The 25,339-nt window shown below is 65.6% G+C and carries 20 protein-coding genes; 7 read left to right on the top strand and 13 right to left on the bottom strand.

The annotated features are described in order from the left end of the window. The first annotated feature begins 5 nt into the window (after nt 1–5). From OIN59_RS05190 to OIN59_RS05160, 7 genes are all read left to right on the top strand, one after another. Nucleotides 6–824, top strand: a complete 819-nt coding sequence (locus OIN59_RS05190; protein ID WP_274107790.1) for an ABC transporter ATP-binding protein — start codon at nt 6–8, stop codon at nt 822–824. 7 nt (nt 825–831) lie between these two features. Further along, nucleotides 832–2,688, top strand: coding sequence for an AMP-dependent synthetase/ligase (locus OIN59_RS05185; RefSeq protein ID WP_274107788.1), 1,857 nt, complete (start codon nt 832–834; stop codon nt 2,686–2,688). Between the two features lie 207 nt (nt 2,689–2,895). After that, nucleotides 2,896–4,062, top strand: a complete 1,167-nt coding sequence (locus OIN59_RS05180) for an ABC transporter substrate-binding protein (protein WP_274107786.1) — start codon at nt 2,896–2,898, stop codon at nt 4,060–4,062. A gap of 127 nt (nt 4,063–4,189) precedes the next feature. After that, nucleotides 4,190–5,356, top strand: coding sequence for an acyl-CoA dehydrogenase family protein (locus tag OIN59_RS05175; protein WP_274107784.1), 1,167 nt, complete (start codon nt 4,190–4,192; stop codon nt 5,354–5,356). A gap of 78 nt (nt 5,357–5,434) precedes the next feature. After that, nucleotides 5,435–6,640, top strand: a complete 1,206-nt coding sequence (locus OIN59_RS05170) for an acetyl-CoA C-acetyltransferase (RefSeq protein ID WP_274107782.1) — start codon at nt 5,435–5,437, stop codon at nt 6,638–6,640. A 22-nt stretch (nt 6,641–6,662) separates the two neighbouring features. Beyond that, complete coding sequence (locus OIN59_RS05165) at nt 6,663–8,834, top strand: 3-hydroxyacyl-CoA dehydrogenase NAD-binding domain-containing protein (protein WP_274107780.1); 2,172 nt, start codon at nt 6,663–6,665, stop codon at nt 8,832–8,834. Between the two features lie 114 nt (nt 8,835–8,948). After that, nucleotides 8,949–9,563 carry a PIN domain-containing protein gene (locus OIN59_RS05160; RefSeq protein ID WP_274107778.1) on the top strand — a complete coding sequence of 205 codons (615 nt, stop codon included), beginning with the start codon at nt 8,949–8,951 and terminating at the stop codon, nt 9,561–9,563. 36 nt (nt 9,564–9,599) lie between these two features. Here the strand turns inward: OIN59_RS05160 and OIN59_RS05155 are convergent, their stop codons facing one another. The 13 genes from OIN59_RS05155 to OIN59_RS05095 all read right to left on the bottom strand — a co-directional run bounded on the left by OIN59_RS05155 (nt 9,600) and on the right by OIN59_RS05095 (nt 25,336). After that, nucleotides 9,600–10,508: a BKACE family enzyme gene (locus tag OIN59_RS05155; protein WP_274107776.1), complete on the bottom strand. Its 909-nt coding sequence runs from the start codon at nt 10,506–10,508 to the stop codon at nt 9,600–9,602. Nucleotides 10,509–10,653: 145 nt separating this feature from the next. Further along, the gene (locus OIN59_RS05150) at nt 10,654–11,826 is read right to left on the bottom strand and encodes an acyl-CoA dehydrogenase family protein (protein WP_274107774.1); all 1,173 of its coding nucleotides are present in this window, start codon (nt 11,824–11,826) and stop codon (nt 10,654–10,656) included. Then, nucleotides 11,823–13,763, bottom strand: a complete 1,941-nt coding sequence (locus OIN59_RS05145) for an ATP-binding protein (RefSeq protein ID WP_274107772.1) — start codon at nt 13,761–13,763, stop codon at nt 11,823–11,825. The genes OIN59_RS05150 and OIN59_RS05145 overlap by 4 nt, the downstream gene beginning before the upstream one ends. Continuing rightward, nucleotides 13,760–14,569, bottom strand: coding sequence for an enoyl-CoA hydratase/isomerase family protein (locus OIN59_RS05140; RefSeq protein WP_274107770.1), 810 nt, complete (start codon nt 14,567–14,569; stop codon nt 13,760–13,762). The genes OIN59_RS05145 and OIN59_RS05140 overlap by 4 nt, the downstream gene beginning before the upstream one ends. Before the next feature lies 1 nt (nt 14,570). After that, nucleotides 14,571–15,749, bottom strand: a complete 1,179-nt coding sequence (locus OIN59_RS05135; protein ID WP_274107768.1) for an acyl-CoA dehydrogenase family protein — start codon at nt 15,747–15,749, stop codon at nt 14,571–14,573. A 53-nt stretch (nt 15,750–15,802) separates the two neighbouring features. Then, nucleotides 15,803–16,933: a DNA alkylation repair protein gene (locus OIN59_RS05130; RefSeq protein ID WP_274107766.1), complete on the bottom strand. Its 1,131-nt coding sequence runs from the start codon at nt 16,931–16,933 to the stop codon at nt 15,803–15,805. A 15-nt stretch (nt 16,934–16,948) separates the two neighbouring features. Next, on the bottom strand, nt 16,949–18,562 hold the full coding sequence (locus tag OIN59_RS05125) for an acyl-CoA carboxylase subunit beta (RefSeq protein ID WP_274107765.1): 1,614 nt from the start codon (nt 18,560–18,562) through the stop codon (nt 16,949–16,951). After that, a complete protein-coding gene (locus tag OIN59_RS05120) occupies nt 18,559–19,500 on the bottom strand; it encodes an SDR family oxidoreductase (protein ID WP_274107762.1) in 942 nt (313 codons plus the stop codon). Before OIN59_RS05120 ends, OIN59_RS05125 begins: the two co-directional genes overlap by 4 nt. Before the next feature lie 29 nt (nt 19,501–19,529). Next, nucleotides 19,530–20,279 carry a TetR/AcrR family transcriptional regulator gene (locus OIN59_RS05115; RefSeq protein WP_274107760.1) on the bottom strand — a complete coding sequence of 250 codons (750 nt, stop codon included), beginning with the start codon at nt 20,277–20,279 and terminating at the stop codon, nt 19,530–19,532. Between the two features lie 1,008 nt (nt 20,280–21,287). Next, nucleotides 21,288–22,064, bottom strand: coding sequence for an enoyl-CoA hydratase (locus OIN59_RS05110; protein WP_274107758.1), 777 nt, complete (start codon nt 22,062–22,064; stop codon nt 21,288–21,290). Between the two features lie 75 nt (nt 22,065–22,139). Next, nucleotides 22,140–23,003 (bottom strand): acyl-CoA thioesterase, encoded by an 864-nt coding sequence (locus OIN59_RS05105; RefSeq protein WP_274107756.1) that lies wholly within the window; start codon nt 23,001–23,003, stop codon nt 22,140–22,142. 27 nt (nt 23,004–23,030) lie between these two features. Further along, nucleotides 23,031–23,918, bottom strand: a complete 888-nt coding sequence (locus OIN59_RS05100; protein WP_274107754.1) for an alpha/beta hydrolase family protein — start codon at nt 23,916–23,918, stop codon at nt 23,031–23,033. Nucleotides 23,919–24,136: 218 nt separating this feature from the next. Next, nucleotides 24,137–25,336, bottom strand: a complete 1,200-nt coding sequence (locus OIN59_RS05095) for an acetyl-CoA C-acyltransferase (protein WP_274107753.1) — start codon at nt 25,334–25,336, stop codon at nt 24,137–24,139. Between the last annotated feature and the right edge of the window lie 3 nt (nt 25,337–25,339).

Genomic DNA, 25,339 nt, shown 5'->3' with positions numbered 1-25,339 from the left:
TCCAAATGAGCGCCGTACTTGCTGCCGCCCACACACCAGCCGCAGCAGCGGCCGACCAGCCCCTGCTGCGCCTGCAGAACGTGGAGAGCGCCTACGGCCCCATCAAGGCCATCCGGGGCGTGAGCCTGCAGGTGCAGCGCGGCGAGATCGCCGCCGTGCTGGGCAGCAACGGCGCGGGCAAGACGACGATCCTCAAGACCATCAGCGGCATCATCGACCCGCGCAAGGGCTCCATCGAGTTCCAGGGCGTCAACATCACCGCCAACGATCCGGCAGCCATCGTGCGCCGGGGCCTCATGCATGTACCCGAGGGGCGCGAGGTGTTTGCGCTGCTCTCGGTGCGCGACAACTTGCTGATGGGCGCCTACACGCGCAGCGACGCTGACGCCGTGGCGCGCGACATCGAAACGGTGTATGGCTACTTCCCCATCCTGAAGGAGCGCGCCGGGCAGGATGCTGGTTTGCTCTCCGGCGGGCAGCAGCAGATGCTGGCCATCTCGCGCGCGCTTATGGCCAACCCCGAACTCATCCTGCTGGACGAGCCCAGCCTGGGCCTGAGCCCGAAGCTCACCAAGGAGATCTTCGAGATCGTGGTGCGCATCAACCGTGAGCGCGGCACCACCATCTTGCTGGTGGAGCAGAACGCCAACATGGCGCTCAACGCATCGGACTACGGCTACGTGCTGGAAAACGGCCGCATCGTGATGGAAGACAGCTGCGAGCGCCTGCGCGAGAAGGACGACATCAAGGAGTTCTACCTGGGGATGAAGGATGTCGGCGTGCGCGGCGAGCGGCGTTGGAAGAAAAAGAAAACGTGGCGGTGAAGACGGTATGAGCAATCTCTGGAACCTTTCTCACATCCAGCCCGCAGGCACCGATGTGCTCGCGGGCGACACCATTGCCGCCATGTTCTGGAACGCCGTGGCCGAGCGCGGCCCGCGCGTGTGGATGCGCCAGAAGGAGCTGGGCATCTGGAAGAGCTGGACCTGGGACCAGACCGCCCAGGCTGTGCGCGAGATCGCGGGCGGCCTGATGTCGCTGGGTTTTGCGCCCGGCGAATGCGCGTCCATCCTCTCGAACACCAACATCGAATGGGTGCTGGCCGACCTGGCCGTGCTGAGCTGCGGCGGCGTGGCCAACGGCATCTACCCCACCGATGCGGCGGCGCAGGTGCATTACCTGAGCGAAGACTCTGCGACCCGCGTGCTGTTTGTGGAAGACGATGAACAGCTCGACAAGGCGTTGGAAGTGCGCGACGGGCTGCCCCTGCTGCGCAAGGTGGTGGTGTTCGACATGGAAGGCCTGCGCAGCCTGAACGACCCCGATGTGCTGAGCCTGGCGGACCTGCGCGAGCTGGGCCGCGCCTGGAATGCACAACACCCCGACGCACTGATGCAGCGCGTGAAGGCCTGCCGCCCCGAAGACCTGGCCATTCTGGTCTACACCTCGGGCACCACCGGCAAGCCCAAGGGCGCCATGCACACGCACGCCGCGCTCACCTACACCGTGCGCGGCTACAACACGCTCATCTCGCGCAGCGATGCGGACGAGACCATGTGTTTTCTGCCGCTGTGCCACATTGCCGAGCGCATGGGCGGCGAATACTTTTCGCTCTACACCGGCGCCCGCCTGAACTTTGTGGAGAACCCCGACACCGTGCCCGAGAACGTGCGCGAGATCGCACCCACAGTGTTCACCGCCGTGCCGCGTGTGTGGGAGAAGTTCTATTCGGGCGTGATGATTGCCCTGAAGGAATCCACGCGCATGCAGCAGGCGGCTTATGCCTGGTCGATTGGCGTGGGCGCCCGCATTGCAGACCGGGTGCTGGCAGGCCAGCCGGTGGGCGGGCTGCTGAAGGCGCAGTTCATGCTGGCGCGCTTTCTGGCGCTGAACAACGTGCGCAAGCTCATCGGCATCCACCGCGCGCGCTTCCTCGTCACGGGCGCAGCGCCCATTTCGCCCGATCTGGTGAAGTGGTACCTGGCGCTGGGCGTGCCTATGCTGGAGGTGTGGGGCATGACCGAAACCTGCGGCGCCGCCACCGGCGTGCCCGCCAGCCGCATCAAACCCGGCTCCATCGGCCCCGCAGCCAGCTACAACGAGGTGCGCATCGACCCCGCCACGGGCGAGATCCTGGTGCGCGGCCCCAATGTGTTCAAGGGCTACCTCAACCAGCCCGAGAAAACCGCCGAAACCATCGACCCCGAAGGCTGGCTGCACACGGGCGATGTGGGCGCCATCGACGCCGACGGCTACCTGCGCATCACCGACCGCATGAAGGACATCATCATCACGGCAGGCGGCAAGAACATCACGCCCAGCGAGCTGGAGAACGAACTCAAGTTCAGCCCCTACATCACCGACGCGGTGGTCATTGGCGACAAGCTGCCCTACCTCACGGTGATCATCATGATCGACCAGGAAAACGTGGAGAAGTACGCGCAGGACAACGACGTGCCCTTCAGCAACTACGCCAGCCTGACCCGCACGCGCGAGGTACAGGAGCTGATCCAGACCGAGATCGACCGCGTCAATGCCAAGTTCGCCCGTGTGGAACAGATCAAGAAGTTCTTCCTGCTCGATACGCAACTCACGGCCGAGGATGAAGAGTTGACGCCCACGATGAAGCTCAAGCGCAAGCTGGTGCAGCAGAAGTACGCGAGCCAGATCGAGGCGATGTATCGGTAGGGGCAGGCCTTCGACAAGCTCAGGCGGAACGGGCGAGGAGTGGGCTCCGTGTGCACGCCCTCCAGCTACCGTTCGGGCTGATCCCGCCGAAGCCTGGGAGCTCTGCGGGCCCAACGCCCATTCAGGATAGGGAAAGTGCTGGTGCCCCACCCTGGGCATCGTTCTATAACGGGCAACCGAGTTCGATCCAACCTAAGGAGACGTGCCATGAAGTTTCATCACATTGCCGCGCTGGCCATCGTGGCCATGGCCGGAGGTGCTGCGCAGGCGCAGCCCAGCCAAGGCGTGAGCAAGGACACCATCACGCTGGGTTCCATCCAGGACCTGTCAGGCCCGCTGGCGGGCTTTGGCAAGCAGGTGCGGCTGGGCATGATGCTGCGCGTGGACGAGGCCAACGAGCAAGGCGGCGTCAATGGCCGCAAGCTCGACCTGAAGGTGGAAGACTCAGGCTACGACCCCAAGAAAGCCGTGCTGGCCGCGCAGAAGCTGGTCAACCAGGACAAGATCTTCATGATGGTGGCACACATCGGCACGGCCCAGAACCTGGCCGCCATGCCCGTGCAGTTCAGCAAGAACGTGATCAACTTCTTCCCGGTGACGGCTGCGCGCGAAATGTACGAGCCCTTTCACAAGCTCAAGTATTCATTTGCCGCCACTTACTACGACCAGATCCGCCTTGCCGCGCCCAAGCTCATCAAGGAAAAGGGCGCCAAAAAGGTCTGCACCATCTACCAGGACGATGAGTTTGGCCTGGAGGTGATGCGCGGCGGCGAAGCAGCGCTCAAATCCATCGGCATGGAGTTTGCCGAGAAGACCTCGTACAAACGCGGCGCCACCGACTTCTCCTCGCAGGTCGCCAAGATGAAGTCGTCGGACTGCGACTTTGTGATCCTGGGCACCATCATTCGCGAGACCATCGGCACCATTGGCGAATCGCGCAAGACGGGCTTCAACCCCACGTTCCTGGGCTCCAGCGCTGCCTACACCGACCTCATCCACAAACTGGGCGGCAAGCCCATGGACGGCCTGTACGCCACCATGACGGTGCAGCACCCCTACCTGGACGAAGCCAGCCAGCCTATCCGCTTCTGGGCCAACAAGTACAAGACCAAGTTCAACGAAGACCCCACCGTCTTCTCGGTGTACGGCTACAACGCGGTCGATGCGTTCATCAAGGCTGCCCAGAAGGCTGGCCCCAACCTCAGCACCGACAGCTTCATCAAGGCCATGGACACCATGGTGATCCCGCCCGACATGTTCGGTAGCGCCGAGGGCACCTTTGGCCCACAAAAGCGCCTGGGCAGCGCCCTTTCGCGCCTGTCGCAGATCACCGATGGCAAGTGGAAGGTGGTCTCCGACTACGTCAAGCCATGAGCGCCTGACCCGCCTCCTTCAAGCCGCCTTCGGGCGGCTTTTGCATTTCAGGGGGTGCATCCGGGCCCAGTCGGTGGCAGAATTTAACCAAGCAGTAACTTTGCATAAATAAACTGGTTGCACCACCATGATCGAACGCACCCTCTTCCAGCCCGACCACCAGGCCTTTGCCGACAGCTTTCGCCGCTTCATCGACAAGGAGGTAACGCCCCGCCACGCCGCCTGGGAAGACCAGGGCTATGTGGCGCGCGAGGTGTGGAGCCAGGCGGGCGCCAATGGCTTTCTGTGCATGAGCCTGCCCGAGGAATACGGCGGCGCCGGGGCCGACAAGCTGTACTCGGTGGCGCAGATGGAGGAGCTGGCACGCGCTGGCACCACCGGCATCGGCTTTGGCCTGCACAGCGAGATCGTGGCGCCGTACATCCTGCACTACGGCACCGAGGCCCAGAAACAAAAGTACCTGCCGCAGATGGCCAGCGGCGCGGTTGTGGGCGCCATCGCCATGAGCGAGCCTGCTGCAGGCAGCGACCTGCAAGGCATCAAGACCACCGCCATCAAAAGCGCGGACGGGTCGCACTATGTGCTCAACGGCAGCAAGACCTTCATTACCAATGGCTGGCATGCCGACCTGGTGATCGTGGTCGCCAAGACCGACCCGGCTGCGGGCGCCAAGGGCACCAGCCTGTTGCTGGTGGAGCGCGGCATGCCCGGCTTTGAAAAAGGCCAGCGCCTCAAAAAGATGGGCATGAAGGCGCAGGACACCTCCGAGCTGTTCTTCAACGACGTGAAAGTGCCCGCCGAGAACCTGCTGGGCGGCCTCGCCATGGAGGGGCGCGGTTTTATCTGCCTGATGGAGCAACTGCCGTGGGAACGCCTGCAGATCGCCATCACCGCCGTGGCAGCCGCCCAGGCGGCGATTGACTGGACTCTGGACTATGTGAAAGAGCGCAAGGTCTTCGGCCAGCCCGTCGCATCGTTCCAGAACACCCGCTACACCCTGGCCGAGCTGCAGACCGAGGTGCAGGTGGCCCGCGTGTTTGTGGACAAATGCTGCGAGCTGATCGTGAAAGACCAACTCGACACCCAGACCGCCAGCATGGCGAAATACTGGACGACCGACCTGCAGTGCAAGGTGATGGACGAGTGCGTGCAACTCTTCGGCGGCTACGGCTACATGTGGGAGTACCCCATCACCCGCGCCTACGCCGACGCGCGCGTGCAGCGCATCTATGGCGGCACCAACGAGATCATGAAAGAAGTCATCTCGCGCGGCATGGGCCTGCCCGCGCGCTGATGCTTCCCTTTTGATAGCTAATAGCGCTTTATGGACGGGCGCAAACGGCCAATTTCATTCAAATCTGGAGACCACACCATGACCGAAGCCTATGTATTCGACGCGCTGCGCACCCCGCGCGGCAAGGGCAAGAAGGACGGCACCCTGCACGAGGTCAAGCCCATCGACCTGCTCGTGGGCCTGCTCACCGAGCTGCAGGCTCGCCACCGCTTTGACACGGCGGCGGTGGACGACGTGGTCATGGGCATCGTCTCGCCCGTGGGTGAGCAGGGCTCGGTGCTGCCCAAGGTGGCCGCGCTCAAGGCCGGGTGGGACTTTCGCTGTGCGGGGGTGCAGCTCAACCGCTTCTGCGCATCGGGCCTCGAAGCGGTGAACCTGGCCGCGCAAAAGGTGCGCAGCGGCTGGGAAGACCTGGTGGTGGCCGGTGGCGTGGAGAGCATGAGCCGTGTGCCCATCGGCTCCGACGGTGGAGCCTGGGCGCAAGACCCCGCCACCAACTCCGCCACGCTGTTCGTGCCCCAGGGCATCGGCGCCGACCTGATCGCCACGCTGGACGGCTACACCCGCGCCGACGTGGACGCCTTCGCGCTCGAATCCCAACGCCGCGCCACCGCCGCGCGCGCGGCGGGTTACTTCAAAAATTCCGTCGTGCCCGTGCGCGACTTCATCGGCCAGACCATCCTGGCCGAAGACGAATTCATCAAGCCCAAAACCACGCTCGAAGGCCTGGGCGCGCTCAAGGCATCGTTCGAGCAACTGGGCGGCATGGGCTTTGACGCCGTGGCGCTGCAACGCTACCCACAGGTGGAGCGCATCCACCACGTGCACCACGCGGGCAACTCTTCGGGCATCGTGGACGGCGCCGCCGCCGTACTGATTGGCAACGAGGCCGCCGCCAAGGCCCATGGCCTCACGCCCCGCGCGCGCATTGTGGCGACAGCGCTCAGCGGGGCCGACCCCACCATCATGCTCACCGGCCCCGTGCCCGCCGCCAAAAAGGCGCTGGCCCGTGCAGGCATGACCATCGACCAGATCGACCTGTTTGAGGTCAACGAGGCCTTCGCCGCCGTGCCCATGCGCTTCATGCGCGAGCTGGGTGTACCCCACGACAAGGTCAACGTGAACGGCGGCGCCATTGCCATGGGCCACCCGCTGGGCGCCACGGGCGCCATGATCCTCGGCACCCTGATTGACGAGCTGCACCGCCGGGGCCAGCGCTATGGCTTGGCCACGCTGTGTGTGGGCGGCGGCATGGGCATTGCCACCATCGTGGAACGTATCTGAACGGGCAGGAGACAAGAACATCATGCAAACCATCCGCTACGAACTCATCCCCGCCCAGGGCACCGACGGCGAAGTTGCCGTCATCACGTTTGACGAAACCAACTCCCCCGTCAACACCATGTGCCGCCAGTGGCAGCAAGAGCTGGGCGAGGTCACCGCCCAGGTGCTGGGCGACCGCGAACGCCTGGGTGCCACCCTCAAGGGCATCGTGCTCGCATCGGCCAAGACCAGCTTCTTTGCAGGTGCCGACCTCAAGGCCACCATGCGCCTGACGCCCGCCGAGGCGCCTTCTGCCTTCGCCGAAATCGAGCGCATGAAGAGGCACTTCCGTACGCTGGAGACGCTGGGCATCCCTGTGGTGGCCTGCCTCAACGGCGCGGCGCTGGGCGGTGGGTGGGAGGTGGCGCTGGTCGCCCACTACCGCATCGCCGTGGCCGACGCCAAGATCCAGTTCGGCCTTCCCGAAGTGACACTGGGCCTGATGCCCGGCGCCACCGGCGTGACCAAGATGACCCGCCTGCTGGGCCTGATGGGTGCGCAGCCCTACATCCTGGAAGGCAAGCTTTTCAACCCCGCCGAGGCGCTGGAGCTGCAACTGGTGCACGAGCTGGTGGCCACGCGCGAGCAACTGCTGCCCGCCGCGCTGGCCCACATCGCCACCCACCCGCACGCCGTGCAACCGTGGGATGACAAGAACTACAAAATGCCCGGCGGCACGCCCGCCAACCCAAAGATTGCTGGCGCCCTCACCGTCGCGCCCGCCATGCTCAAGAAGACCACGCGCGGCCGCTACCCCGCACCCGAGGCGGCGCTGGCCGCCATGGCCGAAGGCGCCATGGTGGACTACGACACCGCACTGCGCATCGAAAGTCGCTACCTCGCCCGCCTGATGACCGGCCCCGTGGCGCGCAACATGATCAACACGTTCTTCTTCGACATGAACGCGATCAAGAGCGGCAAGTCGCGCCCGGGCTCAGCCCCACGCTACAAGCCGCAAAAGGTCGGCATCCTGGGCGCTGGCATGATGGGTGCGGGCATCGCCTGGGCCCAGGCCAGCCGGGGCATCGCCACCGTGCTCAAGGACGTGAGCACCGAGAAGGCCGAGGCTGGCAAGGCCTACAGCGCCAAGCTCACACAAGCCCGCGTGGACAAGGGCCGCATGACAGCCGAGGCGCAGCAGGCGCTGCTGGCCCGCATCACGCCCACCGCCAGCGCAGCCGACCTGGCGGGCTGCGACCTCATCATCGAAGCCGTGTTCGAAAGCCGCGACCTCAAGGCCAAGGTCACGCAAGAGGCCGAGCCGCAATTGGCACCCGGCGGCTTCTTTGCCAGCAACACCTCCACCCTGCCCATCAGCGGCCTGGCCACGGCCAGCAGCCGGCCCGAGAAGTTTGTCGGCATCCACTTCTTCAGCCCCGTGGACAAGATGAAGCTGGTGGAGATCATTCGCGGCAAGCAAACGGATGACGAAACCGTGGCCCGCGCGTTCGACTACGTGCAGGCCCTGGGCAAGGTGCCCATCGTGGTCAACGACTCACGCGGCTTCTACACCAGCCGCACCTTCGGCACCTTCGTGATGGAAGGCGCCGCCATGCTGGGCGAAGGCATCCCCGCCGCCGCCATTGAAAACGCCGCCATGCAGGCCGGCCTGCCCGTGGGCCCGCTGGCCGTGCTGGACGAAACCGCGCTAACCCTGAGCGTGCATGTGCTGGACCAGACCCGCGCCGACTACGCGGCCGAAGGCAAGACCTACACCGCCACGCCCGGCGAGCTGCTGGTGGAGCGCATGGTCAAGGAGCTGAAGCGCCCGGGCCGCGCCGGTGGCGGAGGCTTTTACGACTACCCCGCAGGCGCCAAGAAGCACCTGTGGCCGGAGCTGAAGCCTCTGTTCGAAAAGCCCGGCGTGGAATGGAGCGTGCAGGAGATCCAGGACCGGCTGCTCTACCGCCAGGCCATCGAGACCGCGCGCTGCCTGGCCGAGGGCGTGCTGACCAGCGTGCATGACGCGAACATCGGGTCGATTTTTGGGATTGGGTTTCCGGCGTGGACGGGAGGGGCGATGCAGTTCATCTACGGCGTGGGAATAGACAACTTTCAGCGCCGGGCGGAAGAACTCGCGGCCCGCTATGGGGCGGGCTTCGCTGCGCCCACCAAGGTGCGCGAGGCAATCGAGAAATTTCGCCCTGTTTTTTGATGTGCGGGCGAAGACATCCATGATTCAGTCAACCTTGCATATTGATCACAGCACGATCAATATGCGAGGACGACAAGCAGCTACTGAAAGCAATTCCCGGATGCACGTGAACCCATGCGAATCAACCATATCCTTATCGATCTTGAAAACGTTCAACCAGCTTCACTGACCGGTCTAAATGCGGATTTCTTCCGCGTCACGGTCTTCGTGGGGGCAAATCAAACCAAAATCCCTTTTGATCTTGTCACCGCGATTCAGCACCTGGGAGAGCGTGCCAACTACATCAAGATTTCCGGCAATGGCAGCAACGCGCTGGATTTCCACATAGCGTATTACATCGGTAAGCTGGTTAATGAAGATCCAACAGCCTACTTTCACATCATCTCTAAGGACACCGGTTTCGATCCACTGATCCAGCATCTCAAGACGCAAAAGATCGGGATCACTAGATCCAAAGATGTCTGCGACATCCCGTTGCTCAAGGCTGCGAATTCCAAGACGCTGCAAGAAAAAGCTGCCGTGGTCATTAGCAACCTGTATCAACGAGGCGCGTCCAAACCGCGCACCGTAAAGACGCTCTCCAGCACCATCCTCTCGTTGTTTCAGAAGCAGCTCCCGGGAGAAGCGCTCACTATGTTGTTAGCAGAGCTGCAGTCTATGGGAGCCATCTCCATCTTGGAGAACAAGGTAACTTATGCGCTGCCGGAGGTGGCGGTAGCGACCGCTTAACCCGTCAGCGCAAACAACAAGTTGCTGCGGGTGCGCTCAGGCATCCGACGCCATTGCAACCTCTTTTAACCCCAACATCCCCCGCGCCTCTTGCGGCGAAGCCACCTCCCGCCCCGCATTGCGCGCGTACTGCGCCAGCTTCTCAATCAACGGCCCGTTCGAGTCCGCCTTGGTCCCATCCGGCAGATAGAACGTGTCTTCCAGCCCCGTGCGCAGGTGCCCGCCCAACTCGGCCACGCGCTGGTGCACGGGCCAGATCTCGCTGCGGCCGATGACGGTGGCTTGCCAGGGGGCGTCCTTGATTTTGAGCTTGAGCAGGATGGGCAGCAGGTCCGGGTCGGCAGGCATGCCGGATTCGACGCCCATCACAAAGTTGTATTCGGGCAGGCGCTCGGTGTACATGCCGGTCTGTACATACATCTCCACGCAGCGCACGATGCCCACGTCGAAGCATTCAAACTCGGGCAGCGTGCCGGTCTCCAGCATCACGTCGATGAAGTCCTTGACCTTGGCGGGCTGGTTGTCGAACAGCATGGGCGGCCAGGCCCAGGTGCCGTTGCTGCGCACCTTCAGGTAGTTGAGCGAACCGGCGTTGCACGCGGCCATCTCGGGGCGTGTGGCGCGCAGGCAGTCGAGCGGGCCCTGGTAATTGGGGCCGACCACGCCGGTGGTCTGGTTGATGATCAAACCCGGGCAGGCCTCGCGCATGGCTTGCACGCAGTCGCGCGCCACCTGCGGGTCCCAGCTGGGCAGGTGGCCTTTGCCGGGCTCCTGGTTGCGAAAGTGCACGTGCACCACGGCGGCGCCAGCGTCGTACGCACGGCGGGCTTCTTTAGCCAGTTGCTCGGGCGTGACGGGCACATGGTGCTGGCCGGGGTCGGTCAGCACGCCGGTGATGGCGCAGGTGATGATGGCTTTGTTGCTGGTGGTATGGCTGCTGGTCATGGTGCGTCTCCGAATAGCGTTACCGCTCTTGTTTCGCAATCCCCCGACCGTTCGGCCTGAGCCTGTCGAAGGCGGGGCGCCCTGGCTTCGACAGGCTCAGCCCGAACGGTTGGGGCCGAGGTGAGTTTCTGGCCAATGGCACGACTCAAATGCCGAGTTGTCGTGCAGCCAGGTCTTTCATGATTTCTTCCGCACCGCCGCCGATCATCATGACCTTGACCTCGCGGTAGATGCGTTCGCTGATAGTGCCGCGCATGAAGCCCATGCCGCCCAGGATCTGCACGGCCTGGTCGGCGCAGAACTGCATGGTTTGGGTGGCGTGGTTCTTGAGCAGGCAGACCTGCGCGACCCACTCGGGACCGGTGCGCCCCGCGTCGGCCTGCGCGGCCACGGATTCGCACCACGCGGCGGTGGACTGGATGCGCATCTGCATGTCCACCAGCTTGTGGCGGATGACCTGATGCTCTACCAGCGCGGCGCCAAAGGTCTTGCGCTGGCGGGCCCAGGCCAGGGCTTCGTCGTAGCAGGCCTCGGCAAAGCCCAGGCCCGATGCGGCCAGGCCAAAGCGCTCGCCATTGAAGTTGGCCATGATGATCCGAAAGCCCGCGCCCTCTTCGCCCAGCAAGTAGCGGGCGGGCACGCGCACGTTGTCGAAGCGCAGGTGGGCGGTGTCGGAGCAGAGCCAGCCCATCTTGTCGAGCTTGCTGCGCGACAGGCCTGCGCTGTGGCCGGGGATGAGCAGCATAGAGATGCCTGCACTGCCTTTGCTTCCGGCCTCCCCGGTCCTCACAGCCACGGTGATCCAGTCCGCGCGCATGCCGGAGGTGATGAACACCTTTTCGCCGTTGACGATGTAGTCATCGCCCTGACGCCGCGCGGTGGTCTTGAGCTGGGCCACGTCGGACCCGCCACCGGGCTCAGTAATCGCCAGTGCCGCGATCTGCTCGCCCGCCAGCACGGGTGGGATGACCTCGGCACGCACGGCGTCGCTGCCATGCGCCAGCACGGGCGGCAGGCCGATGTTGTGCGACAGCAGGCTGGCCAGCACGCCGCCGCTGGCGCCGTGGCGGCTGAGCGCGCGCCACAGTGGCAGGCGCAGCTGGTAACTGGCGAGCGTGCCGCCGTACTGCTCGGGGTAGCCCAGGCCCAGCAGGCCCAGGTCGGCCGCGCGGCGGTACAGGCTGCGGGGGAATTCACCGGCGGTATCCCACGCGTCCACATGCGGTGCGATCTCGGTGTGGGCAAAGCGGGTGACGGTGTCGGTGAGGGCAGTGCGGTCTTCGTCGCTCGCAGAACTTGCATCGGTTGTGACGGTCATGCGGGCGCTCCTTGCGTGGCAGGTGCAAAGCGGGCCAGCACCTGGCCGGGCGACACCTGCTGGCCGGGCGCTACCAGCAGCTCGGCCAGGGTGGCGGCTGCGGGGCTGGCTAGGCTGTGTTCGAGCTTCATGGATTCGATGACTGCCACGGTGTCCCCCGCCGCCAACACCTGGCCTGCGGCCACGGGCAGTGCGACCACCTTGCCGTTGAAGGGTGCGCGCAGTTCGGTGGCGCCACCGGCCGCATCGGCGCGCGCAGCAGGTTCCCACGATGCGTCTTCGACCCAGCCATCCACGCAGCCCGATTGCCAGTGCCAGCGCAACGGTCCCACGGCCGCGTAATGCACGCCGCGCTGGGGCAGTTGCAGTGTGAAGCTGGTGGGCTCAGCCCCGACCTGCTCTACCTGGAGCCGCCCACCGCCCAGCTCGCGCACGGCGACGGAGTACACCTCGCCCTGGTGACGCAGGCGCAGAGGTCGGGCCATGGAACAAGGTAGATCCGATGCAGAATTTGAAGCAAAAATGGCCTCTAGCGCAGGAGGAACAAGCGCTGACAGCTCTCCATTTGATAGCAACCCCTGCAAACCAGCAGCGTGCTCCGCCAGGAACGGCACCAGCGCCTGCCCGCTGGCAAACACCGGGTGCTGCAGGCACGCCGCCAGAAACGCGCGGTTGGTGGGCAGGCCCAGCACGCGGGTGTTGTGCAGCGCACGGACGAGCGCGGCGATGGCCTCGGCCCGCGTCGGCGCGTGCACGATGAGCTTGCCCAGCATGGCGTCGTAGTGGGGGGTGACCTCGGCGCCCTCTTCCAGCGCGTGGTCAAAGCGCAGCGCACCCACGGCCGAACGCTCAAACGCGGTGGCTGGCGGCGCGCTGAACTGCAGCACGCGGCCGGTGTGGGGCCGAAAGTGCGCGTCTTCGGCACACAGGCGCACCTCGATGGCGTGGCCTTGCAGGTGCACCTGGTCTTGCGCGAGCGGCAGCGGCTCGCCACGTGCCACACGGATTTGCCACTCCACCAAGTCCAGGCCGGTGAGCGCTTCGGTCACCGGGTGCTCCACCTGCAGGCGGGTGTTCATCTCCATCAGGTAGAAGTCACTGCCGTCGAGCAAGAACTCCACGGTCCCGGCACCCACATAGCCAGCAGCCTGGGCCAGCGCAACAGCGCAGGCGCCCATGCGTTCGCGCAGCGCTGCATCCACGGCCGGGCTGGGGGACTCTTCAATGATCTTCTGGTGGCGGCGCTGCACCGAGCAGTCGCGCTCGCCCAGGTGGATGCAGGCGCCGTGGGCGTCGGCAAAGATCTGCACCTCCACATGGCGCGGCTGCAGCAGTGCGCGTTCGATGAGCAGGTCGCCACAGTCAAAACCCGCCAGCGCCTCCGACCGCGCACTGGCCAGTGCGGCGGACAACTGCGCCAGGTCGGTGACCAGGCGCATGCCGCGCCCTCCCCCACCCGCCACGGCCTTGACCATGAGGGGCGTGCCGATGCGTGCAGCCTCGGCGGCAAAACGTTCGTCGCTCTGATCGTCGCCGGAGTACCCGGGCAAGCAGGGCACGCCCTGCGCCTGGGCCAGTGCCTTAGCGCCAGACTTGCTGCCCAATGTGCGGATGGCGGCAGGCGGCGGGCCAATCCAGGTCAGGCCCGCATCGACCACGGCCTGGGCGAAGTCAGCGTTCTCGCTGAGGAAGCCGTAGCCAGGGTGCACGGCATCTGCGCCGGTGGCACGGGCGGCGGCCAGCAGCTTGTCGATGCGCAGGTAAGTGTCGGCGCTGGCCGCGCCACTCAGCGCCACGGCCTGGGTGGCTTCGCGCACGTGCAGGGCGTTGGCATCGGGGTCGGAATAGACCGCCACCGTTTCGATGCCCATGCGGTGGGCGGTGTGAATCACCCGGCGAGTGATCTCGCCGCGATTGGCGATGAGGATCTTTTTCATGGCTTCGCACTCCAGGGCGGCGCCTTGCGCGCAGCAAACGCCGCCAGCCCTTGCGGCGCCTCGGGGCCACGCAGCGCCTGCGAAAAAGCAATTGCCGCTTCGTCCAGCAGCGCGGGCAACGGCGTTTCGGGTTGGGCCAATAACAAACGTTTGGTGGCCGCCACAGCCTGCGGCGCCGCAGCGGCGTGGCGCGCGATGGCTGCTTGCACAGCGGCCTCCATATCGCCCTCCACCACGTCATCGACCAAGCCCAAGCGCTGGGAGGTAGCAGCATCCCACCGCTCGCCCGTCAGCAAACACCGCCGCGCAGCCGCAGGGCCAAGGCGCTGCAGCACAAACGGCGCGATCTGCGCAGGCACGATGCCCAGCGTGACTTCGGGCGTGGCGAACTGCGCGCTGGCGTGGGCCAGCACGCGGTCGGCGCAGCACACCAGACCAAAGCCGCCGCCCATCGCCGCGCCCTCCACCGCCACAATGAGCCACTGCGGCAAAGCGCACAGGGCCTGCAGCAGCGCGCCAAACTGTCGGTTCAAGGGCACCAGCGGGTCGGCCTCACCAGAAGCCAGGGGCTGGCCAATCGTCTTGCCGAAACCGCCCAGGCTGCCCCCCGCGCAGAAGTGCCCACCGGCACCCCGCAGCACCACACCACGCAGGTCGGCATCGGTTGCAGCGCGCTCGCACGCGGCCAGCAGGGCGTCCACCATGACTTCGGACAGCGCATTGCGGCTGTCCGGGTCATTGAGCGTCCAGGTTTCCACGCTGCCGCTGGCCAGCGGCGCGCGGTCGATCAACAGCGAATCAGCCATGTCAGTGCGCGGGCCGCTTGGCGATGCCCATGAGCTTGGACAGGATGCCCAGCATCACCTCGTCCGCACCGCCGCCAATCGACGCCAGCCGCCCGTCGCGGTACATGCGTGAGACCTTGTTCTCCAGCGTGAAGCCCATGCCGCCCCAGAACTGCAGGCAGGTGTCGGGCACCTCGCGGTTCAGGCGACCGGCCTTGAGCTTGGCCATGCTGGCCAGCTCCAGCACGTCCTGCCCGTTCACATACAGGTCGCAGGCGCGGTAGGTGAGTGCACGCAGGGCCTCGACCTCGGTCTTGAGTTCGGCCAGCTTGAACTGCACCCACTGCTGGTCGGCCAGCGTGCTGCCAAACAGCTTGCGTTCCTGCGCATAGTCGATGGTCCACTGGATGCAGTGGTTCAGCGATTCGAGCGTGCTGGCGGCACACCACAGGCGCTCTTCCTGGAACTGCTGCATCTGGTAAATAAAGCCCTGCCCTTCGGCACCGATGCGGTAGCGCTGCGGCACGCGCACCTCGTCAAAGTAGATCAGGCCGGTGTCGCTGCTGTGCATGCCGATCTTGCGGATCTTTTGCGCCACCTCGATGCCCTTGGTGAGTTTGCCGCCGGGCCCGTCGCGCATGGGCACCATCACCAGGCTCTTGTTCTTGTGCACGGGGCCTTCGCCCGTGTTGACCAGCATGCACATCCAGTCGGCCTGCAGGCTGTTGGTGATCCACATCTTCTGGCCGGTGATGATGTAGTCGTCGCCGTCCTTGCGCGCCACGCTCTTGATGCCCGACACATCGCTGCCCGCCGCAGGCTCGCTCACGCCAATGCAGCCCACCATGTCGCCCGCAATGGCGGGGGCCAGGAACTGGTGCTTGAGTTCTTCGCTGCCATAGCGCGCGAGCGCCGGGGTGCACATGTCGGTCTGCACGCCGATGGCCATGGGCACGCCGCCGCAGTGGATGTGGCCCAGTGCCTCGGCCATAGCCAGGCTGTACGAATAGTCCAGCCCCTGGCCTCCGTATTCCTCCGGCTTGCACAGGCCCAGCAGGCCCAGGTTGCCCATCTTCTTGAAGACCTCGTGCGCGGGGAATATCTCGGCCGCTTCCCACTCGTCCACATGGGGGTTGATCTCTTCGTCGATGAAGCGCTTGAGGGTCTTCTGGATCTCGCGGTGCTCGTGTGTGAACTGCATGGTGCTTGTCTCCTGCTGTTGCGTTTGTATATTTGTGTGCCTGCAAACCTCGATCACGAAAGCTGAAACTGCCCCAGCGGCTGGGGCCGCCCGTTGAGCACCAGCTCCACCTGGTGCGCGCCGGGGTAGTGGGTGCGCGTAGTCATCTGCTGCAGCGACAGCGTCTTGCCCACGGCCACGGTGGCGCCGGGGGCGATTTCCAGCGTCTGCAGCTTGAACACCTTGGGCGCCGCACCGCCGTGGGCCTTGACGTAGTGCACCTTCAGGTCCGCCAGCACGCGCTGGGGCTGGGGTGTGGGGTTGTGCAGTTCGGCCTCGATGCGCACCTTGTCGCCAATGCGTGCGCGGGCGGGCAGCACGCGCGCGGCCCGCACATCCAGCGCCACGGCATGGCCCACGCCCAGGGCATCGAGCGCAGCGGCGTCGCCCCGTTTGATGAGAAAACGCAGGCCGTGGCGCACCAGGGCCTCGCGCGGGGCGGGTGCGCCCTGCAGCCAGGTGCGCGCGGTGCCTACGGCGAGGTCGGGGTGGTCCTTGGCGATGTCGCCCAGGTGGTTGGCCACGGAGCGACGCACGTACGACGATGGGTCGTCCTTGAGCGCATCGAGCAACGGCAGGGCCAGCTGCGGGTTGCTCTGGAATGCAGGCAAACGCGGCGCCCATGGCAAGCGGGGCCGCGTGCCCTCGCTCACCAGACGGCGCACATGGGCGTTGTCGTCCTGCGCCCAGTCCCGCAGCCGCGCGAGCGTGGCGCCCTGGTGGTGCAGCAGGTAGGGGCGGATGCTGAACTCGGCCGTAAAGCGCTGGGTGAGCGCGTGCTGCGCGGCCATGGCCGCCTCGAAATGCGGCAGGCCGTGTGTGCCGATGTAGATGCTGTGCGGCAGGTACAAAAAGGCGCTGTACGGGCGGTCACCCGCATCGGGCTCACCCACCGCATCCAGGCCCATGGGTGGGTCCATCGAATCGACCAGCACACCCAGCGCGCGCGGCACATCTTGCGGCAGGTGGGCCTGCAGGGCCTGCGCAATGCGCTGGCCGCGCGCCATCAGCTCCAGCGAGTCGTAGCCGGGCTCTACTTGCTGCAGAAATGCAGTGGCATCGAACTTGCGCCACGCACGCCGCACCATGGCCGCAATGCGCGGCGGCACGGTGTCGTTCAGCAGGTATTTGAGGGGTTCGGCCATGGTGTGTGCTGCGGCTCACATCCGCGCCACGCCAAAGCTCAAGGGCCGCAGCGTGCGGGCCTGTGCCTCGGCGCAGGTGTCCAGGCAAAACGCCAGTACGGCCCGCGTGTCGCGCGGGTCGATCACGCCGTCGTCCAGCAGCAGGCCGCTGGTGTAGAACGCATCGGCCTGGGCCTCGAACATGGCGACGATCTTGTCGAACTGGGCCTGCGACTCGGCCGGGTCGGGCGTAATGCCTTTGCGCGCCAGCGCCGCCTCGGTCACGATCTGCATGGTGCGCGCAGCCTGCTCGCCGCCCATCACCGCCGTCTTGGCACCGGGCCAGCTGAAAAGGAAGCGCGGCGCATAACCCCGCCCGCACATGCCGTAGTTGCCCGCGCCAAAGCTCGCGCCGCACTGGATGGTGATCTGAGGCACGGTGGCGTTGGTCACGGCCTGGATCATCTTGCTGCCGTGCTTGATCATCCCGCCCTGCTCGCTGTCCTTCCCCACCATGTAGCCCGTGGTGTTCTGCAGGTAGATGATGGGGTGGCCCAGCTGGCACATCCACTGGATGAAGTGCGTAGCCTTGTTGGCGCCCGCCACGTCGATGGGGCCGTTGTTGCTGATGAAGCCCACGGCATGGCCGCCGATGCGGCCCTGCGCGCAGAGCGTGGCCATGCCGTAGCGGGCCTTGAACTCCAGCAGCTCCGATCCGTCCACCAGCCGCGCGATCACTTCGCGCATGTCCACGGGCTGCCGCAGGTCAGCGGACATCAGGGCCAGCAGGTCGTCGGCGGGCAGTGTGGGCGCAGGTGCTGCAGCGCGCGACACTGCGGCCCAGCCGGTCTGCGCGATCACGTCGCGCGCCATGCCGATGGCCTCGCGGTCGTCCAGCGCCAGGTATTCGCCCAGGCCCGAGACGGCGGTGTGCATCTCGGCGCCGCCCAGTTCCTCTTCGGTCGCTACCTCGCCCGTGGCGGCCATGAGCAGCGGCGGCCCGGCCAGGAAGGCGCGCGAGCGGCCCTGCACCATGATGACCACGTCCGACAGCCCCGGCATGTAGGCCCCGCCCGCCGTGCCCGAGCCGTGCTGCACGGTGATGACCGGAATGCCCGCCGCCGACAGCCGCGCGAGGTTGCGGAACAAACTGCCGCCGTGCACGAAGCCTTCGACCCGGTAGCGCATGAGGTTGGCGCCCGCACTCTCGACCAGGTGCACGAAGGGCAGGCGCTCGCGCAGCGCGATCTCCTGCACGCGCAGGATTTTCTCCAGGCCCATGGGCTGGATGGCCCCCGCCTCGATGCCGGAGTCGCTGGCCACCACCATGCAGCGCACACCGCTGACCAACCCGATGCCGGCGATCATCCCGCCGCCGGGCACGGACTTTTCGGGGTCCTTCACATCCTGCAGGTAGCCCGCCAGGGTGCACAGCGGCAGCCAGGGCGCGCCCGCGTCCAGCAGCAGTGCGACGCGCTGGCGCGGCAGCAGCTGGCCGCGCTTGTCGAACTGGGGCAGCGAGCGGGCCGATGCGGCGGCGGCACGCTCTTCCAGCGCGCGCAGGGCATCGAGGCGCGCGGCCAGGGCGGCGCGGCGCTTTTGCGCATCGGGTGCGCCGGGGTGGAAGCGCGAAGCGAAAGCGGTGGTCATTCGGAGTCCTTGGACGCACTGGAAGCCTGCTCGGCAGACGCTGCAAACACACGTGGCACCTGCGCACGGTGAAAACCACCATAGGGCTTCACCGCAGCGCGCTGCTGCGTGGCGGCATCGGGCACGCGCAACGGCCAGCCCAGGCGCACCTGCGGCCGCGCGCCATCCACGCGCAGCGTGCTGCCGCTGATGAAGCTGGCTGCCGGGCTGAGCAGGAAGACGATGGCCGCCGACACCTCGGCCTCGTTGCCGAAGCGGCCCAGCGGCACGGTCTGCGGCATGGCGCGCAGCGTGTGCGCGGCGGCGGGCGGGTAGTTGTCCATGCCACTCGATGCGATGTAGCCCGGCGCCACGGCGTTCACGCGCACGCCGCTGCAGGCCCATTCGAGCGCGGCGGTTTCGGTAAAGCTGACCATGCCCGCGCGCGCCGCACCGCTGTGGCCCATGCCCGGCATGGAGCCCCACATGTCGGCCACGATGTTGACGATGGAGCCGCCGTTCGGCGCCATCCACTGCCGGTAACACTCGCGCGCCACCAGGAAGCCGCCGGTGAGGTTGGTGTGCAGCACCGCCTCCCAGCCCTTGGCGCTGATGGATTCGAGCGGCGACATGAACTGCCCGCCCGCGTTGTTCACCAGTCCATCGATGCGCCCGTGCGCGGCCAGCACCTGCTGCACCAGCACCACCACCGCGTCTTCGGAGCGGATGTCGCAGGCAAACCAGGACACCGCACCACCGTCGGCGGTGATCTCATCGGCAACGACCTGCAGTTTCTCGGGCTTGCGGCCCACCAGCACCACCTGTGCGCCCAGGCGGGCCAGCTCGTGCGCGGTGCAGCGGCCGATGCCCGAGCCGCCCCCCGTCACGACGACCACCTGGCCGCTGAACAGGCCCGGTGCAAACACAGACTGATAAACATTCGGAGCCGTGGGGGCCATGGTGGTCCAGCCTTTTTTGTATTTTTTGTTTATGCGCGAATGAACAGGGCCAGCGCCTCGTCGGTCAGTGCATCGAGCGTCTTGCCCTTCTTGGGCGAGAACCACTGCACGGCCCAGTTGAGCGCACCAAAGATGAACAGCCGCGCCACACCGGGCTCGGCCTGCAGGGCGCCCTGTTTCGCCAGCGCGTCGAGCACAGGCATCCAGGTGGCCTCGTAGCTGTCCTTGATGCGCGCAATGCCCTTGCGCTGCGCGGGCGTGAGCGAGCGCCATTCGTACAACATCACCGGGATGAAGCTGCTGCGCGGGCCGAGCAGGATTTCGAAGTGGTGGCGAATGAGGGTGTGCAGTTGTTCGCGCGGCGTAGCCTTGGCGGGTAGTGCGTCCAGCGCCAACTGCTGGCTTTGTGTAGCCATGGTCATGCCCTCGCTCATCACGGCGTAGAGCAGCGCGCTTTTGCTTTCGAAGTGGTAGAAGGGCGAGCCGCTGTGCATGCCTGCGGCCGCCGCAATGTCGCGCGTGCTGGTGGCGGCAAAGCCTTGGGTGCGGAACAGCTTGGCGGCGCCGTCCATGAGCTTGCGGCGGCGGTTGCCGTCGTCGAGTTCTTCGGCGGTTTTGCGGGGGCGTCCGCGCGGGCGGCGGGGAGGCTCTTCGACAGCGGTTTTTGCCGTGGGTGCCGAGTGGGTGCTGGGGAGCGCTACGGCTTTGCTGCTGGGGCGGGCCGGGCGGTTCTTTGTTGGTGAGGTGATAGCGCGGGTGCGCGGCACGGGTGAGTCCATGCGGGCACGATAGCAAAACTGTTTATTTTTAGCAAGCAAATGCTTTGTAAAAATAGATGGCTTGCCTCATCGTGATCGCCGTCGGGTGCTATTTGAGTTGAAGCGCCGGTATCTATTGCCTGATTTGCTATCTATTTGGAAGCATATGGCATGCCTATGCGAAGTGCGGGGGCCGGGAGTCGCCCGGCATGCGAGTAACTTTCTCTTGTCTCGCCAAGAGAAAGTCACCAAAGAGAAAGCGACCCCGCTGTCTGCGTCCCCTTCGCTTCGCTACGGGGCAACCTGCGGTGCTCGGGTTTGGCGGGGTCTCGCTCGAACTCGCTTCGTTTCACTGCGCTCAAACAATCGCGAGCCCTGATCCGCCAACCCCTGCGCTCCTCGGCGCATCCAGAGGGGCAAGGGGACAGGACATCCATACGGGCCATTGCTCCGCTCGGCCCAGGTTGCGCAGCGCGAGGCGCTTGCGCCCCGAGGTTGGGCCGAGCGAAGCAATGGCCCGAATGGCTGTTGGCTGTTTGGCTGTCCCACCCCTGCTGGCTGCGCCTGCGTCGGGGCGGTTGCGGGGTGGCACGCGCGTCGCAGCGCGCGTGCTTCGTGATCTGACTCGCCGCAGTTGTCTGAACGGAGCGCGCCAGCGCGAAGTGAGTTCTGCGGCGCACCCCGCAACCGCCCCGACGCAGGTTGCCCCGTAGCACCGCGAAGGGGTCGCAGACTGGGGGTCGCCTTTCTTTTGGGTACTTTTCTTTGGCGAAGCAAAGAACAAGTACCTCGCCCGCCGGGGCGACTCCCGGCTCCCGCCCTCAAACCCAGCATGCTTTTCAAACCAACACGCCCCGGCTTCGACAGGCTCAGCCCGAACGGCCAAGAGAGAGCCCCCGGAACTACAAAAACAATAGCTGCCAGCGCTTTAAGGACAAGCACCAGAGCCAAAAACACTCAGACTGCGCTGAAATCCGGCTTGCGCTTTTACCGAAAGATCCAGCGGTCTGCTGCGCGGCGCACTGGATTTCAGCTCTTGCTGAAATCCGGTTTGCGTTTTTCCATAAACGCCGCAAACGCCTCCCGCGCCGCGGGCTCGCGCAGCATGCGCCCAAAGCTCTCGCCCTCTTCCGCCATCACCTCCAGCACCTTCGCCGTCTGCCCACCCTTCATCAACCGCTTGGTTTCGATGAGCGACGACAACGGCTTGGCCGCCAGCTTCTTCGCCTGCGCCTGTGCCACCCCATTGCATTCGGTCGGTGGCACCACGCGATTCACCAGGCCCACTTCCAAAGCGGCTTCGGCCATGAAAGGCTCACCCAGCAGCAGCGCTTCAGCAGCGCGGTGATACCCCAGCATCTGCGGCACCAGCAGGCTCGATGCGGCCTCGGGGCACAGGCCCAGATTAACGAACGGCATGGAGAACGCCGCGTTGTCGCCCGCGTAGACCAGATCGCAGTGGAACAGCATCGTCGTGCCGATGCCCACGGCCGGGCCGCACACCGAGGCGATCACGGGCTTGGGGAAGGTAGCGATGCCGCGCAGAAAACGGAACACGGGCGAGTCCTGCGTGGCGGGCGGCTGCTGCAGAAAGTCGCCAATGTCATTGCCCGCGCTGAAGATGGCCACGTCCCCTTGGAACACCACCACGCGCACGCTGGCGTCGGCCTTGGCGGTGTCGAGCGCATCGGCCATAGCGGCATACATGTCGCGCGTGATGGAGTTCTTCTTGTCCACGCGGTTGAAGGTGATGGTGGTCACGCCCGCTTCGGAGTGGACGAGGATGTCTTGGGTGGCTTCGGTCATGGTGGTGAAGGTTTCGGGGGCTGATGGATGAGGACGAGAGGAATGACGTACGGCGCAGAGCAACGGGCCGACTTCCTATTCCTTGTAGTAAACGATCTGGTGGCTCGTGGCCAGCATGGTGCCAGCCTCGTTCCACAGTTGCACGGTCTGGTCGAAGAAACCGTTGCGGAACTCCTGCCCGCGCGCCTGGCCAAGCAGGAAGCCGGTGCCCGTGGCCTGCAGCTGCTCTGCCGTGGCGTGGAAGTACACCGTGATGGACACCGTGCCCGCAGGCACCTGGCGCGCACGGCGCAGCCACACGCGGGGGAAGAACACATCAGCCAATGCGGACAGCGCCACAAAGTCGAGCGGCCGGGATGGTGTGTCGCGCATCCACAGCTGCGTCAGGCTGTGGTCGCCGCTGCCGTCCCAGGTGCGCGGGATGAAGCCAGCAATGGGGCGCATCTCGTAGCGGTTGAGCCACTCCACAGCACCCAAGGGGGCGACGATGGCTTTTTGTTCTGCGGGGGGTGGTACCTGCGGCATGGGCACATCGCCCACGCTCCAGGTCTCGCGGCGCACGGCAGTCACCGCCGTGGCGGTGGTGGTGACCATCTGCGCGCCGTCAGCACCGGCCTGCAGGATCGACAGCGTCCAGTGCTGGGTGGATCGGTTGGTGCGCACGGGCGTGGCCTGCACGGTAAAGGCTCCGGCTGTCAGCGCGCCCGCGTAGTTGACGGTGAGCGACAGCGGATCGCCCAGCCGGTCGGGGTGCTGCAGGATGGCCTGCAGCAGCGTGGCGGCGGTGATGCCACCAAACGGGCCCACCATGTTCCAGTAGCCGGGGTGGGTCTGCCCTTCGTACTGTCCCGTCGCAGAGGACGAGGCCGTCAGTTGCAGCGCTTCGTCCAGCGGGTGGGTAGCGGAGGACGAAGACGAGGAATGGGAGGAGGAAGTCATGTTGCGAGTGTGCCGCGAAACGGCCGCTCAGGCCGTCGTACCGGAGACTTCGCCGGGGGGCACGCCGCCACCCATGGCGGCCAGCGCAGCCGCCGCGCGCGGCCACAGGCTCTGGCGGAACTGGTCGCGAAAGAATCCGAAGTGGCCAATGCGCCGCACCTGCAGGTCGGCCGGGGTGATGCTCTCCACGCAGCGTTCGGTGTTGGCGTACAGGTTGATCAGGTTGTGCGTGCCGCGCAAGGTCATCAGCTCATCGTCAGCCATCGACAGCGCCAGCACCGGGAACCGCACCGCGCCATAACTCTGCGCCACCGCAGGCCCCTCCGCCCCCACGCTGTAAGCAGGGTCCAGACACCAACGCCGCCACTGCAGGATCACCCCCGCAGGCAGGTCGCCCACCTTCTTGAGCGTGCGCCCCGGAAAGTACCCACACAGCCGCGTGGCCAGCGGCACCAGCACCCACCAGAAATACGGAACGATGCGCTTGAGCTGCGGCGCGTTGTCGCGCCAGTAGCCGCTGCCTGCAGCCACACTGAGCAAACCCGCCACCTGCTCGGGCTTCTTAAGCAAACCCGGCAGCTGCGCGCCCAGGCTGTGCCCCAGCAAGTACAGCGGCTGCGACGGCAACGCGGCCTTGGCGACGGAGATCACCGCCTCGTAGTCCTCGGCCCAATCAAACAGATCCGCCTTCACATCGCGCATCGCGCCCTGCAGCGAATCGCCGTGGCCTCGGTAATCAAACGTGGTGACCCGAAACCCCTGCTGCGCCATCCACAGCGCAAAGGCCTCGTAATACGACTGCCGCACCCCCATCGCGCCGCCGATGACGACGCTGGCGCGCGGAGCGCCCTCGGGTTGGTAGACACGCAGCGCCAATGACACTGTCCCGTTCACCTGCAAGGTTTGCTTGTTCATGTCTGTCTCCTAGGTTCAATGCCGATCTGCGCCAGCTTGAATGGAAAAGAAAAACAGGCAGTGCACGTCCCCCCTGCCTTCACACCCCGCCCTCAAGGGCGTAGCGAGCGGCTTTCAGGCGAGGCGGACGGAGCGCAGCAACCGGAACGTACTTGCGGTACGTGAGGATTGCGAGCACCGCCCAACGACGCATGAAAACCGCGCAGTAGCCAGCTAACTCACAAAGCTTCGATGATGCCGGCGGCGCCTTGGCCGGTACCTACACACATCGTGACCATCCCGTACTTCAGCTTATGCCGACGCAGCGCATGCACCACGGTGGCCGCCCGAATCGCACCGGTGGCCCCCAGCGGATGCCCCAGCGCAATCGCGCCGCCCATCGGGTTCACATTCGCAGGGTTTAAGCCCAGCGTATTGATCACTGCGAGCGACTGCGCCGCAAACGCTTCGTTCAACTCGTACCACCCAATGTCATCACTCTTGAGGCCCGCATACCGCAGGGCCGCAGGAATCGCTTCGATAGGACCAATGCCCATGATTTCAGGCGGCACGCCACGGGCGGCATAGCTCACGAAGCGCGCCAGGGGCGTCAGGCCAAACTGCTTCACGGCCTTTTCGCTGGCCACGATGAGGGCACCGGCGCCATCGCTGGTCTGCGAGCTGTTGCCCGCCGTGACGCTGCCGCGCGCAGCAAACACGGGCTTGAGCTTGGCCAGGCCTTCGAGGGAAGTGTCGGGGCGTGGGCCTTCGTCCAGGTTCACGGTGCGGCGCTTTTCCACCACTTCGCCGGTGGCGAGGTTGGGCGAACGCTCCACGATCTCGAACGGCGTGATTTCGTCGGTGAACTCACCGGCCTTCTGCGCCTTGATGGCACGCAGATGGGATTCGAGCGCGAAGGCATCCTGCGCCTCGCGGCTGACCTTCCACTGCTGGGCCACCTTCTCGGCGGTCAGGCCCATGCCGTAGGCAATGCCCACGTTCTCGTCGCGCGCAAAAATTTCTGCGTTGAACGAGGTCTTGTTGCCGCCCATGGGCACCAGGCTCATGGACTCGGCGCCACCGGCGATCAGCACGTCGGCCTCGCCCACGCGGATGCGGTCGGCCGCCATCTGCAGCGCGGTGATGCCCGATGCGCAAAAACGGTTCACCGTCACGCCGCCCACAGGGTGGTCAAACGCCAGGCCCACGGCAATGCGGGCCATGTTCATGCCCTGCTCGCCCTCGGGGAACGAGCAGCCAATGATGGCGTCTTCGATCGCCTTGGGGTCCAGCGTGGGCACCTGGGTCATCGCGCTGCGGATAGCGGCGACCAGCAGGTCATCGGGGCGGGTGTTCTTGAAATAGCCGCGGCCCGAGCGCCCGATGGGCGTGCGCGTGGCAGCAACGATGTAGGCGTCCTGGACTTGTTTTTGAGCCATGGT

The organism is Acidovorax benzenivorans (assembly GCF_028680575.1).
GTDB lineage: Bacteria > Pseudomonadota > Gammaproteobacteria > Burkholderiales > Burkholderiaceae_C > Acidovorax > Acidovorax benzenivorans.
This window is presented reverse-complemented; position numbering and strand designations above follow the sequence as displayed.

Bases quoted from the DNA above. Each gene is read 5' to 3' on its own strand.
- OIN59_RS05095 (WP_274107753.1), bottom strand. From the start codon at position 25,336: ATGGCTCAAAAACAAGTCCAGGACGCCTACATCGTTGCTGCCACGCGC.
- OIN59_RS05120 (WP_274107762.1), bottom strand. From the start codon at position 19,500: ATGGCCCCCACGGCTCCGAATGTTTATCAGTCTGTGTTTGCACCGGGC.
- OIN59_RS05190 (WP_274107790.1), top strand. From the start codon at position 6: ATGAGCGCCGTACTTGCTGCCGCCCACACACCAGCCGCAGCAGCGGCC.
- OIN59_RS05135 (WP_274107768.1), bottom strand. From the start codon at position 15,749: ATGCAGTTCACACACGAGCACCGCGAGATCCAGAAGACCCTCAAGCGC.
- OIN59_RS05115 (WP_274107760.1), bottom strand. From the start codon at position 20,279: ATGGACTCACCCGTGCCGCGCACCCGCGCTATCACCTCACCAACAAAG.
- OIN59_RS05150 (WP_274107774.1), bottom strand. From the start codon at position 11,826: ATGACCGTCACAACCGATGCAAGTTCTGCGAGCGACGAAGACCGCACT.
- OIN59_RS05185 (WP_274107788.1), top strand. From the start codon at position 832: ATGAGCAATCTCTGGAACCTTTCTCACATCCAGCCCGCAGGCACCGAT.
- OIN59_RS05155 (WP_274107776.1), bottom strand. From the start codon at position 10,508: ATGACCAGCAGCCATACCACCAGCAACAAAGCCATCATCACCTGCGCC.
- OIN59_RS05110 (WP_274107758.1), bottom strand. From the start codon at position 22,064: ATGACCGAAGCCACCCAAGACATCCTCGTCCACTCCGAAGCGGGCGTG.
- OIN59_RS05105 (WP_274107756.1), bottom strand. From the start codon at position 23,003: ATGACTTCCTCCTCCCATTCCTCGTCTTCGTCCTCCGCTACCCACCCG.
- OIN59_RS05100 (WP_274107754.1), bottom strand. From the start codon at position 23,918: ATGAACAAGCAAACCTTGCAGGTGAACGGGACAGTGTCATTGGCGCTG.
- OIN59_RS05125 (WP_274107765.1), bottom strand. From the start codon at position 18,562: ATGACCACCGCTTTCGCTTCGCGCTTCCACCCCGGCGCACCCGATGCG.
- OIN59_RS05145 (WP_274107772.1), bottom strand. From the start codon at position 13,763: ATGAAAAAGATCCTCATCGCCAATCGCGGCGAGATCACTCGCCGGGTG.
- OIN59_RS05130 (WP_274107766.1), bottom strand. From the start codon at position 16,933: ATGGCCGAACCCCTCAAATACCTGCTGAACGACACCGTGCCGCCGCGC.
- OIN59_RS05160 (WP_274107778.1), top strand. From the start codon at position 8,949: ATGCGAATCAACCATATCCTTATCGATCTTGAAAACGTTCAACCAGCT.
- OIN59_RS05180 (WP_274107786.1), top strand. From the start codon at position 2,896: ATGAAGTTTCATCACATTGCCGCGCTGGCCATCGTGGCCATGGCCGGA.
- OIN59_RS05170 (WP_274107782.1), top strand. From the start codon at position 5,435: ATGACCGAAGCCTATGTATTCGACGCGCTGCGCACCCCGCGCGGCAAG.
- OIN59_RS05175 (WP_274107784.1), top strand. From the start codon at position 4,190: ATGATCGAACGCACCCTCTTCCAGCCCGACCACCAGGCCTTTGCCGAC.
- OIN59_RS05140 (WP_274107770.1), bottom strand. From the start codon at position 14,569: ATGGCTGATTCGCTGTTGATCGACCGCGCGCCGCTGGCCAGCGGCAGC.
- OIN59_RS05165 (WP_274107780.1), top strand. From the start codon at position 6,663: ATGCAAACCATCCGCTACGAACTCATCCCCGCCCAGGGCACCGACGGC.